General features: G+C 43.0%; 11 protein-coding genes and 2 pseudogenes. 4 read left to right on the top strand and 9 right to left on the bottom strand.

Going from position 1 to position 15,628, the window contains the following annotated elements; translation table 11 throughout:
- A pseudogene (locus tag EI161_RS09600) lies at positions 1 to 122 on the top strand (IS982 family transposase); the annotation flags it as partial.
- 7 nt (positions 123 to 129) lie between these two features.
- On the opposite strand, the pseudogene EI161_RS09605 reads toward EI161_RS09600, so the two are convergent.
- The 3 genes and pseudogenes from EI161_RS09605 to EI161_RS09615 all read right to left on the bottom strand — a co-directional run.
- Positions 130 to 747: pseudogene (locus EI161_RS09605) on the bottom strand (methylenetetrahydrofolate reductase); the annotation flags it as partial.
- 13 nt (positions 748 to 760) lie between these two features.
- Entirely contained in the window at positions 761 to 2,185 is a 1,425-nt protein-coding gene (gene ahcY, locus EI161_RS09610) for an adenosylhomocysteinase (RefSeq protein ID WP_192522391.1), read from the bottom strand.
- 353 nt (positions 2,186 to 2,538) lie between these two features.
- Positions 2,539 to 4,446, bottom strand: a complete 1,908-nt coding sequence (locus EI161_RS09615; protein WP_192522392.1) for a TonB-dependent receptor plug domain-containing protein — start codon at positions 4,444 to 4,446, stop codon at positions 2,539 to 2,541.
- Between the two features lie 611 nt (positions 4,447 to 5,057).
- Here EI161_RS09615 and EI161_RS09620 point away from each other — a divergent pair.
- Positions 5,058 to 6,956, top strand: coding sequence for a mechanosensitive ion channel family protein (locus EI161_RS09620; protein WP_225735322.1), 1,899 nt, complete (start codon positions 5,058 to 5,060; stop codon positions 6,954 to 6,956).
- Positions 6,957 to 7,099: 143 nt separating this feature from the next.
- Here the strand turns inward: EI161_RS09620 and EI161_RS09625 are convergent, their stop codons facing one another.
- The 5 genes from EI161_RS09625 to EI161_RS09645 all read right to left on the bottom strand — a co-directional run bounded on the left by EI161_RS09625 (position 7,100) and on the right by EI161_RS09645 (position 11,737).
- The gene (locus tag EI161_RS09625; protein ID WP_192522394.1) at positions 7,100 to 7,732 is read right to left on the bottom strand and encodes a DNA-3-methyladenine glycosylase family protein; all 633 of its coding nucleotides are present in this window, start codon (positions 7,730 to 7,732) and stop codon (positions 7,100 to 7,102) included.
- Positions 7,733 to 8,021: 289 nt separating this feature from the next.
- A complete protein-coding gene (locus EI161_RS09630) occupies positions 8,022 to 8,753 on the bottom strand; it encodes a Smr/MutS family protein (protein ID WP_192522395.1) in 732 nt (243 codons plus the stop codon).
- Positions 8,754 to 8,857: 104 nt separating this feature from the next.
- Positions 8,858 to 9,760 (bottom strand): indole-3-glycerol phosphate synthase TrpC, encoded by a 903-nt coding sequence (trpC, locus tag EI161_RS09635; RefSeq protein ID WP_192522396.1) that lies wholly within the window; start codon positions 9,758 to 9,760, stop codon positions 8,858 to 8,860.
- 128 nt (positions 9,761 to 9,888) lie between these two features.
- Positions 9,889 to 11,010 carry an anthranilate phosphoribosyltransferase gene (trpD, locus tag EI161_RS09640; RefSeq protein WP_192522448.1) on the bottom strand — a complete coding sequence of 374 codons (1,122 nt, stop codon included), beginning with the start codon at positions 11,008 to 11,010 and terminating at the stop codon, positions 9,889 to 9,891.
- Between the two features lie 103 nt (positions 11,011 to 11,113).
- The gene (locus tag EI161_RS09645) at positions 11,114 to 11,737 is read right to left on the bottom strand and encodes an anthranilate synthase component II (RefSeq protein WP_192522397.1); all 624 of its coding nucleotides are present in this window, start codon (positions 11,735 to 11,737) and stop codon (positions 11,114 to 11,116) included.
- A 520-nt stretch (positions 11,738 to 12,257) separates the two neighbouring features.
- On the opposite strand from EI161_RS09645, the gene glnA reads away from it, so the two are divergent.
- Together glnA and EI161_RS09655 are read left to right on the top strand one after the other, a co-directional pair.
- Entirely contained in the window at positions 12,258 to 13,667 is a 1,410-nt protein-coding gene (gene glnA / locus EI161_RS09650) for a type I glutamate--ammonia ligase (RefSeq protein WP_192522398.1), read from the top strand.
- Positions 13,668 to 13,857: 190 nt separating this feature from the next.
- Positions 13,858 to 14,655 (top strand): DUF4124 domain-containing protein, encoded by a 798-nt coding sequence (locus EI161_RS09655; protein ID WP_192522399.1) that lies wholly within the window; start codon positions 13,858 to 13,860, stop codon positions 14,653 to 14,655.
- Positions 14,656 to 14,790: 135 nt separating this feature from the next.
- Here EI161_RS09655 and EI161_RS09660 read toward each other — a convergent pair whose 3' ends face one another.
- A complete protein-coding gene (locus tag EI161_RS09660; protein WP_192522400.1) occupies positions 14,791 to 15,507 on the bottom strand; it encodes an SIMPL domain-containing protein in 717 nt (238 codons plus the stop codon).
- Positions 15,508 to 15,628 lie beyond the last annotated feature (121 nt).

Consider the following 15,628-nt stretch of genomic DNA (forward strand, 5'->3'; position numbering starts at 1 on the left):
GAGATTTATGGCATTTGTCTCATCGATTGATTCGTAAGATTCTGTCACATAATCTATGCTTTGTACTCAACAAAAAACTTGGTAACCCGCCTCTTCAGTTTGAGTTGCTTATTTCAAGTTGAGAGTGGGGTTAGAGTTGGTAATCGGCATAATACCAGCAACCAATGGCTGCGCCACGGTATCGATACCGCGTTTCTCTAAGCTGTCACGCAGATATAAATAGCTATCGGCGTTATAGAAAAACTGGGTAATCGAAGAATTGGCACCAGCTTGATATTTATTAACCAAGTTATCAACATCGAACTCAAAACTACGCGCTTGGGGATGCATCTCAGGGTAGGCCGCTACCTCTATACGGAAGTGGTCACCTGAGTGTTCACGGATAAACTTAACCAAGTCTAACGCAAACGGCAGCTCACCCATACCAACTTGCCCTGATGGCAAGTCACCACGTAGTGCTACCAGACGCTTAATGCCTAAGCTTTTGTAATGCTCCAGCAATTCAGCGATTTCCGCTTTATCATCACCGATACAAGACATGTGCGGTGCAACATCGGTCTGACCGCGTGCGCATAAGGCTTGAACAATATCCAAGGTGCGGCTACGGGTTGAGCCGCCAGCCCCATAAGTCACCGAAAAGTAGCTCGGTGATAGCTTATTCAGCTCATCATAAGTACTGAGTAGCTTCTCATGACCTTGCTCAGTTTTGGCCGGAAAAAACTCAAAGGAGAAAGCAGGCTTAGTCACAGTCTGGCTCCTTTTAATATTTATAAGCGTCAGGCTTAAATGGACCTTCTACAGGCACACCCAAGTACTCAGCTTGTTTTTCAGTCAGCTTAGTTAGCGTACCGTTAAAACCAGCAACCATCGCAGCAGCGACTTCTTCGTCAAGTTTCTTAGGCAATACTTTGACGTATAAGTTATCAGCACGTGTATCAGCTGGTAGCTCTGCAAATTTTTCTTCGAACAGATACATTTGCGCTAGTACTTGGTTGGCAAATGAGCCGTCCATCACGCGTGATGGGTGACCAGTCGCATTACCTAGGTTTACTAAGCGACCTTCAGCAAGCAAAATTAAATAGTCGTTTTCATCGTCTGAGCGGAAGATTTGATGGACTTGTGGTTTAATCTCAACCCAGCGCCAGTTATCACGCATAAACTGCGTGTCGATTTCGGTATCAAAGTGACCGATGTTACAAACCACTGCACCCGGTTTAAGCGCCGCTAGCATATGTCTATCACAAACATGATAGTTGCCGGTAGTGGTGACAATCATGTCGGTGTCTTCGAGCAAGCGAGTATTGATGTTTTCTGCGCCACCGCTGTTATCGCCATTGATATATGGTGATAGTACTTCAAAACCGTCCATACATGCCTGCATCGCGCAGATAGGATCGACTTCTGAAACACGGACAATCATACCTTCTTGACGTAAGCTTTGCGTCGAGCCTTTACCCACATCGCCATAACCGATAACTAAGGCGCGACGACCAGCAAGGAACATGTCAGTAGCACGTTTGATAGCGTCATTTAAGCTATGACGGCAGCCGTATTTGTTGTCGTTTTTAGACTTGGTGACCGCATCATTGACGTTGATAGCAGGTACTTTTAGCGTGCCTTTACCAAGCATTTCAACCAAGCGATGGACGCCAGTAGTGGTTTCTTCTGAAATACCATGGATATTATCCAGCAATTGGGCATAATCATTATGAATCAAAGCAGTTAAGTCACCGCCGTCATCCAAGATTAGGTTTGCATCCCAAAGCTGACCAGACGCTTCACCGCCAACGTGGATTTGTTGACGTAAGCACCATTCGTACTCTTCGTCAGTTTCGCCTTTCCATGCAAATACTGGAATACCAGCAGCAGCAATCGCAGCCGCAGCATGGTCTTGGGTTGAGAAGATATTACATGACGTCCAGCGTACTTCGGCACCGAGCGCAATCAGCGTCTCGATAAGAACGGCAGTCTGAATAGTCATGTGGATACAGCCAGCGATTTTCGCGCCTTTAAGCGGCTGTTCTGCTTCGTAGCGACGACGCAAACCCATCAGGGCAGGCATTTCGGCTTCAGCAAGGGTGATTTCACGGCGGCCGTAATCAGCTAAGCTGATGTCAGCGACTTTATAGTCAGTGAAAGAGGGATCGATCGTATGGGCAGATGGGGTGTTAGACACTGCGTCCATAATATGCTCCTATCAGTGGTTAATTTATGATAAAAAGAATAAAAACGCAGGTGCCGTTATTTGCGCTGTCAATAATCAGCGGAGTGATTATTAAACAGTTACCGAGCCTAACATAATGAATAATATGCACAGCGATATAGCTTAAATGCAGTAATCAATGATTATGGCGCAACACCTCTCGGAGGGTGATTATTGTAATAGATGCAACCTAGATTGTCACCTATTGACTGATATAAATAATAGGCAATCATGGCATATCAAATGATGATGAGATTTCTAATACCATAAAAAAAGGCCATCGAGTGATGACCTTAATTATTTATGACCTAATTTATAACTGGCGCTAAATAAGCTTAGTACCAGTTATAAGTAAGTGAGGTGAAGAAGTTGATACCGTCAGTATCATAACCGGGCAGGGTAATATATTTTTTATTAGTAATATTGTTTAGACGTGCGGTCATCGATAGATTGTCAGTCAGTTTATAGTTACCACTGATATTCACTAAGCCATAAGAGTCGACCAATTGTGAGTCTGTATTGGCGACATTGCTATAATAATCACCTACGTGTTCATATTCAGCGCGGATATCCAAGCTTGGTAGGCGATAACCAGCATATACCAACCCTTGATGTTCGGGACGAATAGACAGGAAGTTACCATCATTCATTCCGTTACTATCATCTTTTGCTTGCTGATAGTCATAGCTACCACCAAATAGGTAGTTATCAACGACCCAGTCTGACGTTAATGTCACACCTTTGATTTTGGCTTTATCAACGTTTTCGCTGCTACCACCAAACGGATTGCTTGGGGTGGGCTTAGCAACATAGCCAATCAAATCTTCTACTTTACTATAGTAACCGGTTAACCGTGTAGACTGAATATCAGTGTCGTACTCCATAAAGGCTTCGTAGTTATCACTGGTTTCAGGCTTCAAGTCAGTATTTCCTGAGCCAGGATAGTATAAGTCATTAAAGGTAGGGGCGCGGAATCCTTTAGCGTAGTTAACCCCAGCGCGTATATTAGGATTAATATGATAAGCACCGCCTAAGTTATAGGTGGTTTCATTACCATATTGTGAGTCATCATCAAACCGTAGGTTGGCTTGAGCATCGAATTGATTGTTTGCTAATACGTATCCTAAAAATGCACTTTTCACATCACGATCATTGACGTCATAAGCAGTACTATCGAGACCTTGGTTAAGGTACTCTAACCCATAGATACCTTGGCCAACTGCTAGTTTGTGTTGTCCAATCAAGCTAACTTGATCTTGCTTAGTATTAAATACGTCACCAAATTGACCATAAGTATCACTCTTATCAATTGAGTGACCGTATTGAAGCTTTAAGGATGAGCCAGGCAGATAACGCCAATCAACAAACGCCTGAGCGGCTCCATTTTCTTGGTCTGCATGGGCGTTTTCAAAATCACCATCATCAAAGTCTGTCGTGGACTTGCTGTATAAAGCACTAGCACCCGCTAACCATTGCTCATTGATGCGTTGTGTTATCGCCAAACTCACATTGTCACTTTTAAAGCCATCATCATCGCCATTGTAAGACGAGTATGGATTGCTAGGGTCCGGCAAAGTGGCATTAAAACCATCTGTTTCATTATGGCTGGCTGATAGACTTAGAGTCGTACCACTATCATTATTAATTTGGGCACTAGCGCCGTATAAGTATTGATCATGAGAGCCTACGCCAGCAGTAACAGAGAAATGGCTTTGTTCTGCATCACGACCTTTTGTAAAGACTTGAATCACGCCGCCCATCGCGTCTGCGCCATAGATACTAGAACCTGAGGCGCCATATAAGATTTCGATACGATCGATTTGATCTGCAGGCAATAAGCTAAGGGTTGCACCACCAGCACTGATTGAGCTATAGCGTACGCCATCTATAAGTACTAGAATTTGATTGCTGTTATAGCCTCGCATATAGAAGTTAGAGGTGGTTCCGGTCCCACCATTGGTATAATGACTGATACCTGGTTGGCGCTTAAGAACATCAAGTGCGCTTTGACCTTGATGGTGTTGCAGCTCTTCCTTATCAATTACTCGGGTTTGAGCGATGGTATTACTGATTTTAGTCGCTGTACGGGTAGCGGTTACGACGATCTTATCAAGCTCAACTTCTGGTAGCTCGCTATCATTTAATTCATTAGTGGCAGCTGTTGCATTCATGGCAAATACGCCAAGCGTGCTTAAAATACATAACCGAAGATAGGTAGTCGAAAATGCACGTGATAAAGCCATATTTAATTCCAAATTAATCAAATAAAGAAGATACAGAAGAGAAGGTCAAGAATTTAAAAATTACAAAAAGTAATACATTTATTACACGCGCTCATTATCTATAAAAGTGCCTGATTTATAAACTACTTTAACCTAATGTTTATTCATCATAGGCTGAGTAGTTTTCATGATGAGCTAAGGTTTATTTCCTTAAGAGCTGCTAGCATTATTATCAGCGTTTTTATAGATAGTCTTAGGGCATGTCCTCAATCTGAACGAAATCAACTAAATGGGCTAAGAATGGCTAAATCTTGCCAAACTGCGTCAAATAGCTGGCTAATATCTTGATATTATCTGTACTATTTTCCTTGTTTGACTGCAATTTATCTCATTTTTATCACCATTTTCAAAATGAGGACACACCCTAATACAGTTAACTATAAAAATAGCCAACCATATAAAAGCCAACCAAAAGCATTGCTGTCATAAATAATTGCTATTATAGTGGCAACTCTTATCTTGTCCTTCGTCATACTATTAAAGCCATGAGGTTTGTTTTGTCTATTAAGCGTCATCTGAGTACCAGCACCGCGCCACCTCCGTCATTTTCACCTACTAAAATATCATTCACAATGATAGCCTTTCTCATTGCTGTGATATTGAGCCTAGTTGCACCGCATAGCGCAGTTGCTGCTGAAGCTGGTATATTGGGTGTGGGCAGTAGTAGTAATAATAATGAAGAAACGACTGATAATACCTCTATACCAGATTCATTTGGGCGAGATACGCCGCGCCATACGGTACAAGGGTTTATTGGGGCGCTGGGTGAAAACGATTATCTGCTGGCCAGTAATTATTTAAATTTATCCAAGTCTGACAATCCAACGACGATCGTACGGCAATTCAAACAGGCGCTTGATGCAGGTGGCCGCTTTCAGCCTGATTTGCAAATCAATAACACCCCCGAAGGCAATCTAACCGACCAATTACCATCAAACCAAGAAAATGTTGGTGCTATTAATGTCGGCGAAAAAAATGTGCCACTACTATTAGAAAGAGTGGTCTCTGAGCAAGGTGAAAAATACTGGCAGTTCTCGACGGATACGCTTAGCTCAGTACCAGAGGTGATAGAAGACTACCAACCGACTTTGGTCTCTCGTTATACGATTGACTCACTAGAGGGCAAGAAGTTACTTGGTTACGAGTTAGTAGATTTGGTGGCGGCACTGGCCATGATTATCAGTAGTTTTTTGCTGACTTATATTATGGTTTGGCTATCGTATCATTTACTGAGAATCAGTTATCCTCGTGTACGCGGCGTGCCGTTACCTTTCCCTAATAAAGTAATTTTGCCACTTTCTGTGGTAATTATGGCGTTGATACTGTCTGAGGTAATGGTTTACGCTGGCGTGTCAGTGACTCTACGTGAGCCGGTTAATCGCTTTACTGAAATTGCTTCGTGGGTCGCGATTACTTGGTTATTATTACGTATTGTTGATGCATTGTTCACCCGCGCAGTGAATTTGAGCTATAAGAAAAACCATACTGAACGAGTCTCGATTTTGGGGTTGCTCCGCAAGGTGGTCAAGGCGCTGTTATTAATATTTGCCGTCATCGTCATCTTCGGTAATTTAGGTTTTGATTTGACCACAGGTATTGCGGCATTAGGGGTTGGTGGTTTAGCGTTAGCACTGGGTGCGCAAAAGACCATCGAGAACCTCGTCGGTAGTGTGGTCGTGGTGGCTGACTCCCCAGTACGGATAGGCGACTACTGTAGTTTTGGTACGCAGGCGGGTACGGTTATCGATATCGGTATCCGCTCATCACGGGTACGTACATTAGACCGCACAGTCGTTACTGTTCCCAACAGTGACTTCTCATCGATGCAAATTGAGAACTATACTTCACGTGACATGTTTCATTTCTTGCATAACTTATATATCAAACGCAATGCGGATATTGACGTTATTTTTAAGATGGTCAAGGATTTAGATAAGTTTTTGAACGATCATGAGCTGACTAACCAAGAGTGGAATCAGGCCAATATTTTAGAGTTGCGCCAAGACTGTTATATCATTCAGCTGCGCGCTTATGTTAACTCCTTTGATGTTATAGAGTTTTATGGCAAACAAGATACTTTGTTGGTTGAGATATTAACCCTTGTCAAAAAATATAAAGTTGAGCATGCGCTGCCAACGCAGCAGCTTATCGTCAATCAAGCTGAACTTGAACCTCAACATCAGATAGAAACGGTTATCGAGGGCGACATAAATGACCCTGTAAGTGATGCATTAAGTGAGGAAAATGATAGTGATGATACTAGTGCACAGGACACGATTGACTTAGATAAAAAGGGTAATAGCGCTGATAATAACGGGGCGGACAATAAGAAAAAGACTGCCTCCGCGAAATTAAAAAAGAATAGTACCCTTAAAGCATTAAAAAATAGAAGCCGTATACTTAAGAAAAGTAAGTTTAAGCGTACCAAGAGAAAGTTCGATTTTTCTATATGGAATCAGCCTTATAACTAGGGGCTGTCCTTATGGTCTTTACCTTATAACACTTAACTTATAACATTCACAAAAACTAGAGTAGCAGGGAAAAAGAGTGTAAGTGCTACGCATTATAGACTAAGCGAGTTTGACACGGCTAATCGTACTTTTTGGGTTTGGTATTATAAAGGGAGGGCGGCTGTATTACGTAATAAGCCGTAGTAAGACCAGAGCAGTAAACCAGCTGCACTACGGTGCGGTGCCCAGTTTTGGGTGAGTGTTTTTAGCTGTTTTGGCGTTGGGCGTTCTGTCAGATCTAATAGCGACATTGCTGCGACCTTGATGGCTAAATCATCAACCGCAAGAATGTCAGCTCGTTTTAATGAAAATAACAAGTACATCTCAGCGGTCCATTGACCGATGCCGATAACGGCGGTTAGAGTTTTTATCACCTCTTCATCTGGCATGGTTTCTAATGCGGAAAAATCTATATCATGATCTACTAATGAGCGGATATAGCGAACCTTTTGTTTAGACAATCCTTTTGCTTTCAAAGTCTCGTCTGTTGCTTGGCTAATCATTTTCGGGCTTATCAAGCTTGCATCAACCAATCGTTGCCAAATACTGGTAGCCGCTGCTACAGAGAGCTGTTGACCGACCATAGCTCTTACCAGCTGCTCAAACCCGCCCGTATTATGGCGTAAATCAGGCACACCCACTTGCTCATAAACCTGAGAAAATCTTGGCTCGATAGCAATCAAAGCCGTTATGTGTGCGTTTAATTGCTGAGTACTTTCAATCGTCTGTATGCTCATAATGGCTTCGCCTTAAAAGTGGGATTGATGCTGATATAGTTAGTTTTAAATAAAAAGAGTACAGCCATTACAGCGTGCTATAGTCAGTGAGAAGTAATATCGCTACATCACGTACAGCAGGTACCGTTTTTTCTTGCTTGCTGTGCCTACGCAGACAGAGGCTGCGAAAAAATTACAGCAATAGTACTGCATCGCTTTTAAATTGGATCAGCTATACAAGAACCTGTGATATTTTTAATATAAAAAAAGGACCGCTCACAGCAGTCCTTTTTATGTTTAACCTTGATACTTATTCGCCATCAGCTTTAGGCTTTTTTAGCAGCACCAAAACGGCACCATTACCGCCATCTTTTGGTGGGGCAGAGCAAAAAGCCAATACTTCTGGTAGCTGGCGCAACCAGCCATTGACGCAGGTTTTTAAGATTGCCTCAGAGCCTTTGCCATGGACAATTTTTACCATCGTTTCATTGTTCTGCTTCGCTTGACTTAATAACTGAGTCATCGCATCACGTGCTTCTTCGATGGTGCAGCCATGAATATCGACCGCATCATACCAACGCAGCTTGCCTTTTTTGAGCTGATCAAAAATCTTATTTTGTAACGTTGGTTGTTTATAAGACAAGTACGCCTCAGCCGCGACAGGATTCAGCAGTGCTTGCATATCTGACAAGCCCGCACTTAAATCCGCGCTTTCGCTACCTTGAGCCGCCGCACGTTTAGACAGCGTCGTGGCATCAGGTTTGCCGGCCTTTGCAGCATTGGCAGGTGAGCGTACGTTTTTGTCATCGAGCTGACTGACACCGTGCATCGCTTGCATAAACAGGACTTTATCATCATCGATATGTTCGCTGTCCAACTGTTTGACTGTTTTTTTAACTTGCTTTTGGCTGAGTAGCGAAACAGGCTCTGTTGGTTTCTGATTGTCACCTTCAGGTGAATTGGTATCACGACCTTTGCTCAGTTGGCCTTTTAGCTCTTTGAGCTGGTCTTGCATTTCTTTTGAAAATAGAGAGTTTGACATAAAGTTAACGTATCGTTGGTTGATGAATGAATTAATTATTAATAGCCATTAATTTATAAATATAAGCTATCTAGCTTGGTTAAGTCCAAACTGTTTGGGTTACTTTACTCGTCTGCTGCGACGCCCGCAAGTAAGGATTGTAACGCTTGTCCAGGGTGATCGGTCTTCATAAACTGCTCACCAATTAAAAAATGCTGAATATCGTGATCTAACATCAAACGAATATCATCGCTATTATGGATACCACTTTCGGTGACGATAAGTGGGCGTTTTAAGTGGTCGTTGGGATTGGCAGCCAGTGCATCATCGATCGCCAACGCCTGTAATAAGGTGTTTTTTAAATCCAGCGTGGTTTGTAGGTCGACGTCAAAGGTATTTAAATCACGATTATTAATACCATAGATATTATGCTCTGAGCGCGGCAACTGTAGTGCGCGTTCAAGCTCGCCCGCTGTATGGACTTCTATTAATACATCCATTCCTAGCTCGATACTTAAAGCATGGAGCTCTTGCACTTGAGAGTCATCAAGGCATGCCATGATTAATAAGATGCAGTCCGCACCCATCAGATAAGACTGATAAATCTGATACACATCAATCATAAAGTCTTTACGGAGTATCGGCAGGCTTGAGGCATTGGCAGCGGCAATAAGATAGCTATCATCACCTTGAAAGTAATCGCGGTCGGTTAATATCGATAGGCAGCTGGCACCCGCTTGTTCATACTGCTTGGCAAATAATGCGGGCGAAAAGTTATGGTTGATAATGCCTTTAGAGGGTGAGGCCTTTTTTATTTCAGCAATGATGCCGATACCGTTCTCTTTAGTGCTGGTCGCTCTTAGCGCCGCCGCGAAGCCTCGGCGTGGTTTATTGTCAGCGGCTACTTGCGCTTGTAACTGCTCAAGCGATTGCGCCTCGCGAGCCGCTGCTACCTCGATTTTTTTGGTGGCGACAATGCGCTGCAACACCGAGGGAATATCTGAGCGGGATGTCGTGTTGGTAGTCATAGCAGGATCCAAATATATTTAATATAAATAAATAGTCAATAATAGCGTGAACGGTGTACGGATAGATTTAAACTATCGCAAATAAAGTGGCGTCATAAGTTAAATGTCATCACAAAAATAACGAGTGATTAGTTTTGTGTTGCCAGCTGCTGCGTATATTCGGCTAAGGACTCAAGCTTAATTAACGCATCACCATTTTGGATGACTTTTTGAGCTCGGCTAACACCATTGGGGTAGTTGCTAGCAAGTCCTGCGGTATATATCGCTGCGCCGGCATTAAGCGCAATCATATCACGCGCCTTTAGGATCGCGCGGTCGTGGGTCTCTGTCCCTGACAAAGCCGCACGAATCAGCGCTAAGCTCTGCTCTGGGGAAGCTACATCGAGACCGATAAGCGTTTGTGATTCGATGCCTGCATCTTCTGGCATCATCTCATATACGGAGATGTTACCGTCTTTTAATTCAGCGACAGTAGTCGATGTTGCAAGACTGATTTCATCCAAGCCGTCTTTTGCGCCGACGACCATCACATGACGTGCGCCTAAGTTTTTCATCACTTTGGCGATAGGCTCGCATAGTTGTGCGGTAAAGACGCCAATGACTAAATTGGGTGTGCCAGCAGGGTTGGTGAGTGGTCCTAAAATATTAAAAATCGTCCGCGCTTTTAGTTCGCGGCGTACGGGGTTGGCATAACGCATGGCACTGTGGTGGTTGGGTGCAAATAAGAAACCAATACCTTGGTTTTCGATACAATCTTGTGCTTGCTCAGGGGTTAGGGCGAGGCTAATACCCGCTTGCTCTAAGAGGTCTGAGCTACCAGACTTGGTAGAGACGCCGCGGTTGCCGTGCTTAGCTACTTGTGCCCCAGCCGCGGCAGCGACCAACGCTGATGCGGTAGAGACGTTAAATAAATTGGCGCCATCACCGCCTGTGCCGACGATATCCACCAGATAATCGCAATTTTTCGGGCTAATATTGGCAGCCAAGGCACGCATGGCACTGGCCGATGCGGTAATTTCATCGATTGACTCACCTTTCATACGTAGACCAGTCAACACAGCGCCCATCATGGCATCGCTGCATCTGCCTTGCATAACGATGAGCATCACTTGATACATCTCATCAAAGGTTAGATCGATGTGCTGAAAAATTCTATCTAAGGCGGTGGTTAGTATTTTATGTGTGTCTTCATCGGACAGCTGATTGATGTGTTCAGGGGTATGGATGGTTTTTGGAAGTGCATCCTGCATAGTCGTATTGGTCATAGTGTTCTCACTTATTATTATCTTTTATAGTTTAAATAAATTGGTTAAATGGGTCGCGTATTTTCAAAAGCTAACGCGTTAAAAACAGTTAGCCTACTTGTGGCAGCTCACTTGAGTCTACTACTGCTAAGTTGTGCGCTTGTAAGAAGTTATTAAGCAGCTGATAACCAGCTTCGCTTAAAATAGACTCAGGATGGAACTGAACGCCTTCGATTGCAAATTCACGGTGGCGAATGCCCATAATTTCTTCGATATCATCATCGATGTTTTGTGTCCAAGCAGTCATTTCAAAACACTCAGGTAAGCTGGTTTTATCAACCACTAGTGAGTGATAGCGCGTGAATTGCACCGGATTAGGTAAGTTAATAAAGACCCCTTGTCCGTTATGATAAATAGCAGATAGACGTCCGTGCATGACTTCATCTGCTTTGACCACTTGTCCGCCAAACGCTTGTCCAAGCGCTTGATGACCCAAGCAAATACCTAATATCGGAATAACGCCTTTAAAGGTATCGATAACCTCTAAGGAAATACCAGCACGGTCAGGATCACATGGGCCAGGGCCAATGACAATGATATCGGGCGCAAGGGTTTTAATCTGCTCGATGGTAGCCTGATCGTTACGCCAGACGGTGATGTCCTGCTGCAATTCACCGAAGTACTGTACAATATTGTACGTAAAGCTGTCGTAATTATCGATCATCAAAATCATTAGGGGTTCAACTCATTGATTTGGTTGGATTTCACATTTTTATAATTAACCACGTTGATTTTTACTTATAGCAAGGTGTAAAGTTAGGCAGTTTTTATGACAACGAGTACTTTTTAAACGTCGTTATCTTACCACTATTTTGCTGTCTATCAAACGCAGCCTATCATTGCCTATATTTTTATGAGTCAGATTCAATCAGTCTTGATTGTTCAGGTTATGCTGAGTCGTTGCCTGTCTAACCAGTATGAGTGCCAAGTATTACTAGCAGCTATAAAAATATTTACTAATATGCATTTGAAGAGTTCAGCATTATGAGTCAGATGTTGCTAAAATAGCACCTGCATTTATTCGGCGGATTATAATTTACCATTAATTCTGCCGTTAAAAACGAGAAAATACGCCCTAATTTCAGCAACAGATTTCATAGTTTTTAAATAACAGTTAATTCATCGCTTTAAGTATTGACGTTAAACCCTAATCTTTAATCTCAGTAATACGATAACCATAAAGGAAAATATTCATGTCGAATAAACTACTTGATCTCATCGAGTCATCTAATGCCAAATGGGTTGATTTTCGTTTCACGGATACACGTGGCAAAGAGCATCATATGAGCTTTCCGGCGCATAGTGTTGACGAAGAGGTGATGGAAGACGGCAAAATGTTTGACGGCTCATCTATTGCTGGTTGGAAAGGTATTGAAGCCTCGGATATGATTTTGCGCCCTGATCCAGAGACTGCATTTATCGATCCGTTCTTTGATGCGGTCACTGTGGTCGTGACTTGTGACATCATTGAACCATCAACGCTACAAGGCTATGACCGGGATCCACGCTCTATCGCACGCCGTGCTGAAGAGTATTTAAAATCTACCGGTATCGGTGATACGGCTTACTTTGGTCCTGAACCTGAGTTCTTTGTTTTTGACGAAGTTAAATGGTCGATTGATATGTCTGGTGTCAGCCACGAAATTGTCGCTGAAGAAGCAGCATGGTCAACCAATAAAGACTATGAGTGGGGCAACATGGGTCATCGTCCACGTGTCAAAGGTGCTTATGTACCAGTACCACCGGTGGATAGCTCACAAGATATGCGTACGGTTATGTGCGAGCGCATCGAAGATATCGTTGGCGAAGGCTGTATCGAAGTTCATCACCATGAAGTTGCCCCTTGTCAGCTAGAAATCGGTGTTGCTTTTAACACCCTAGTTCGTAAAGCCGATGAAGTACAGCAGCTAAAATATGCCGTTCATAACGTCGCCCATCAGTTTGGTAAAACAGCGACCTTTATGCCAAAGCCAGTCGTTGGTGATAATGGTTCGGGTATGCACGTGCATATTTCTATCTCAAAAGATGGCGTCAATACCTTCTCTGGCGATGAATATGCAGGTCTTTCTGAGACGGCGCTATATTTCATTGGTGGTATCATCAAGCATGCTCGTGCATTGAACGCGATTACCAATCCATCGACCAACAGTTATAAGCGTCTAGTGCCACATTATGAAGCGCCTATTAAGCTTGCGTACTCAGCTTCTAACCGTTCAGCGTCTATCCGTATTCCACACGTCAGCAGCCCAAAAGCGGTCCGTGTCGAATCGCGTTTCCCTGATCCAGCAGCCAATCCGTATCTGGCCTTTGCCGCATTGTTGATGGCAGGTCTTGATGGCATTCAAAACAAAATGCATCCAGGTGAAGCCGCTGATAAGAATTTATATGACTTGCCGCCAGAAGAAGAAGCACTGATTCCAACGGTCGCTGAAAACTTAGAAGTGGCACTGCAAGCCTTAAAAGATGACCATGAGTTTTTATTAAAAGGTGACGTATTCACTAAAGAGATGCTAGAAGCCTATATTGCGCTCAAACAAGAAGAAGTACAGCGTCTAAACGTCACTGTGCATCCCGTTGAGTTTGACTTGTACTATAGCTGCTAATCAGCAATAAAAGCTTTAACCTCTGATTAAGAAAAACCAGTTAAGTAACCCTTAGCTGGTTTTTTTGTTTACTAAAGAGGTTAGCTTGATTAATGAGGTTTTTTGAGGTCATTACTGATTTAATGCTAAAAATACCGCATAATAGTTTTATCTATATATTAATAATCAATACCTATTGGGCTGATTGACTATGACTTTATTATCAAAAAGCAATGTTTTACGTAAAAATCTGACCTTAAGTCTACTCACAGGACTCGTCATTAGCACAGCCAGTCTTTACGCGCCGATGGCAAATGCTGCTGCTATTTATAAAATCGTCGATGAGAAGACAGGTCAAGTTACCTTTACCGATCGTCCGCAGAACTACGAACAACAATCAGGCAAGAAAATTAGTCAGACCAGTGTTATGACTGGGAACGATAGTGTTGGTTCAAACAGTGCTAGCCAAACTGGCAATGCAAATAATCAGCCTGCCAATAGTACCCAAGCGCCGCCTGCACCTGCCGATAAACCATCAGCGGTTAAAGCCCCTGTCAGCTATCAGCTTGCTATTACTGAGCCTAGCGCAGAACGCGCTTATCGTCGTCCAGTTCAAAGTATCGATGTCAATGTCCAACTAAAACCCGCTCTACAAGCAGGTGATAGCGTGAGCATTTACTTAGATGGTAATGAAGTGGCGCAAGGTCTGAGTGTTTCAATTGCCACCGTCGATATTCTACCGGGTGCACACAATATAAAAATAGTGCTTAAAAATGAAAAAGGGCAGCTGCTAAAACAGGTTGAGCGTACCGTTTATGTCATCCAAAATACACAGACGTTGCAAAATAACAAGAAGATTGCGGAACAGCTTTTGGCTTATCAGCGTCTACCATGGTATCAAAAAGTGCTATTAAAAATGCGTCAAGATGGCAAACAACCCAATATGCAATCATTCACTAAGCCGGTTGCTGATAAACCAATGACGCTTGAGCAGCCAGTAATACAATAACTAGTGATAAATAGCGCCAAGTATTGACGGATATAAATCGTAAGATAAAAGCAGTTTATATAAACTAAGGGCAGTCACTGAATGCAGCGACTGCCCTTAGTTTTAAAATCTATTAATGATATTTATCTTCCTAAATTATTTGGTCAACTCAATCGTACCGTTGGCAGTGACTGAAATTGTACTATTACCAGACTCAAAGCTTTGGCTCGGTACAGATGCATCAGCAGACGCAGCTTTCATATTCATAGCACTATACATAGGGCGAGGGTAGTTGCTGCCAGTATTTAGATTGACATTGACGACACGATAGCCGCGTGCATTCCAAGCACGAGTCATGTTTTTAGCTTGTTGTTGAAAAGCACGAGAAGCATCGGTCATCAGTTTTTGCTCTAGCGCATCTTTTTTGGCATCTGAAACCCCAAAGTTTAGATTGTTCATCACTAAGGTTTCTTGCAAATCAGCAATCAGCTGGCTAGTCGCCGCAAAATCAGTGCTTTTTAAGTCTATGCTTGCTTGCCCTGTCCAGCCAATAATTTTATCGTTTTTGTCATAGCGCGGATAGGTACGTTGCTGTCCGGTAGTCACTGTCACGCTTGGGTAGCGCTTGGCGATTTTCATGGCATTATTAATAGAGGTGTTTAACGTAGTAGCAAGCGTTTTGGAGTCCGCTGCCTGCGCTTTTTTGTACATGCTGGCGCGTACTTCATCGTTTGCAACTTCTTCTTTTACTTCTGTTTGAAAAGTAAGTTGGTCATAGCCGGTCGGTTCTGCATGGGCGCTACCCATCATTGCTGTCATTAGGGCAGCCGTACCAGTGGCCAGAGCCGCTTTATTAAGTAGAGTGGTTTTCATCATTGTCTCCTAAGTAAAATGTTACTAAAATATTTAAATGGTATAGGGGCTGTATAGAATTGGGAAATAGTTGAAAAAAATAAGCAACGCCTTACACTCTTGTTTACCACAACAAAGAGAA

The sequence above is a fragment of the Psychrobacter sp. FME5 genome (assembly GCF_014861375.1).
Lineage (GTDB): Bacteria > Pseudomonadota > Gammaproteobacteria > Pseudomonadales > Moraxellaceae > Psychrobacter.

What these genes read in the sequence shown, in the direction of transcription:
- ahcY (WP_192522391.1), bottom strand. Translation starts at nt 2,185, where the DNA reads ATGGACGCAGTGTCTAACACCCCATCTGCCCATACGATCGATCCCTCT.
- EI161_RS09615 (WP_192522392.1), bottom strand. Translation starts at nt 4,446, where the DNA reads ATGGCTTTATCACGTGCATTTTCGACTACCTATCTTCGGTTATGTATT.
- EI161_RS09620 (WP_225735322.1), top strand. Translation starts at nt 5,058, where the DNA reads ATGATAGCCTTTCTCATTGCTGTGATATTGAGCCTAGTTGCACCGCAT.
- EI161_RS09625 (WP_192522394.1), bottom strand. Translation starts at nt 7,732, where the DNA reads ATGAGCATACAGACGATTGAAAGTACTCAGCAATTAAACGCACACATA.
- EI161_RS09630 (WP_192522395.1), bottom strand. Translation starts at nt 8,753, where the DNA reads ATGTCAAACTCTCTATTTTCAAAAGAAATGCAAGACCAGCTCAAAGAG.
- trpC (WP_192522396.1), bottom strand. Translation starts at nt 9,760, where the DNA reads ATGACTACCAACACGACATCCCGCTCAGATATTCCCTCGGTGTTGCAG.
- trpD (WP_192522448.1), bottom strand. Translation starts at nt 11,010, where the DNA reads ATGCAGGATGCACTTCCAAAAACCATCCATACCCCTGAACACATCAAT.
- EI161_RS09645 (WP_192522397.1), bottom strand. Translation starts at nt 11,737, where the DNA reads ATGATTTTGATGATCGATAATTACGACAGCTTTACGTACAATATTGTA.
- glnA (WP_192522398.1), top strand. Translation starts at nt 12,258, where the DNA reads ATGTCGAATAAACTACTTGATCTCATCGAGTCATCTAATGCCAAATGG.
- EI161_RS09655 (WP_192522399.1), top strand. Translation starts at nt 13,858, where the DNA reads ATGACTTTATTATCAAAAAGCAATGTTTTACGTAAAAATCTGACCTTA.
- EI161_RS09660 (WP_192522400.1), bottom strand. Translation starts at nt 15,507, where the DNA reads ATGAAAACCACTCTACTTAATAAAGCGGCTCTGGCCACTGGTACGGCT.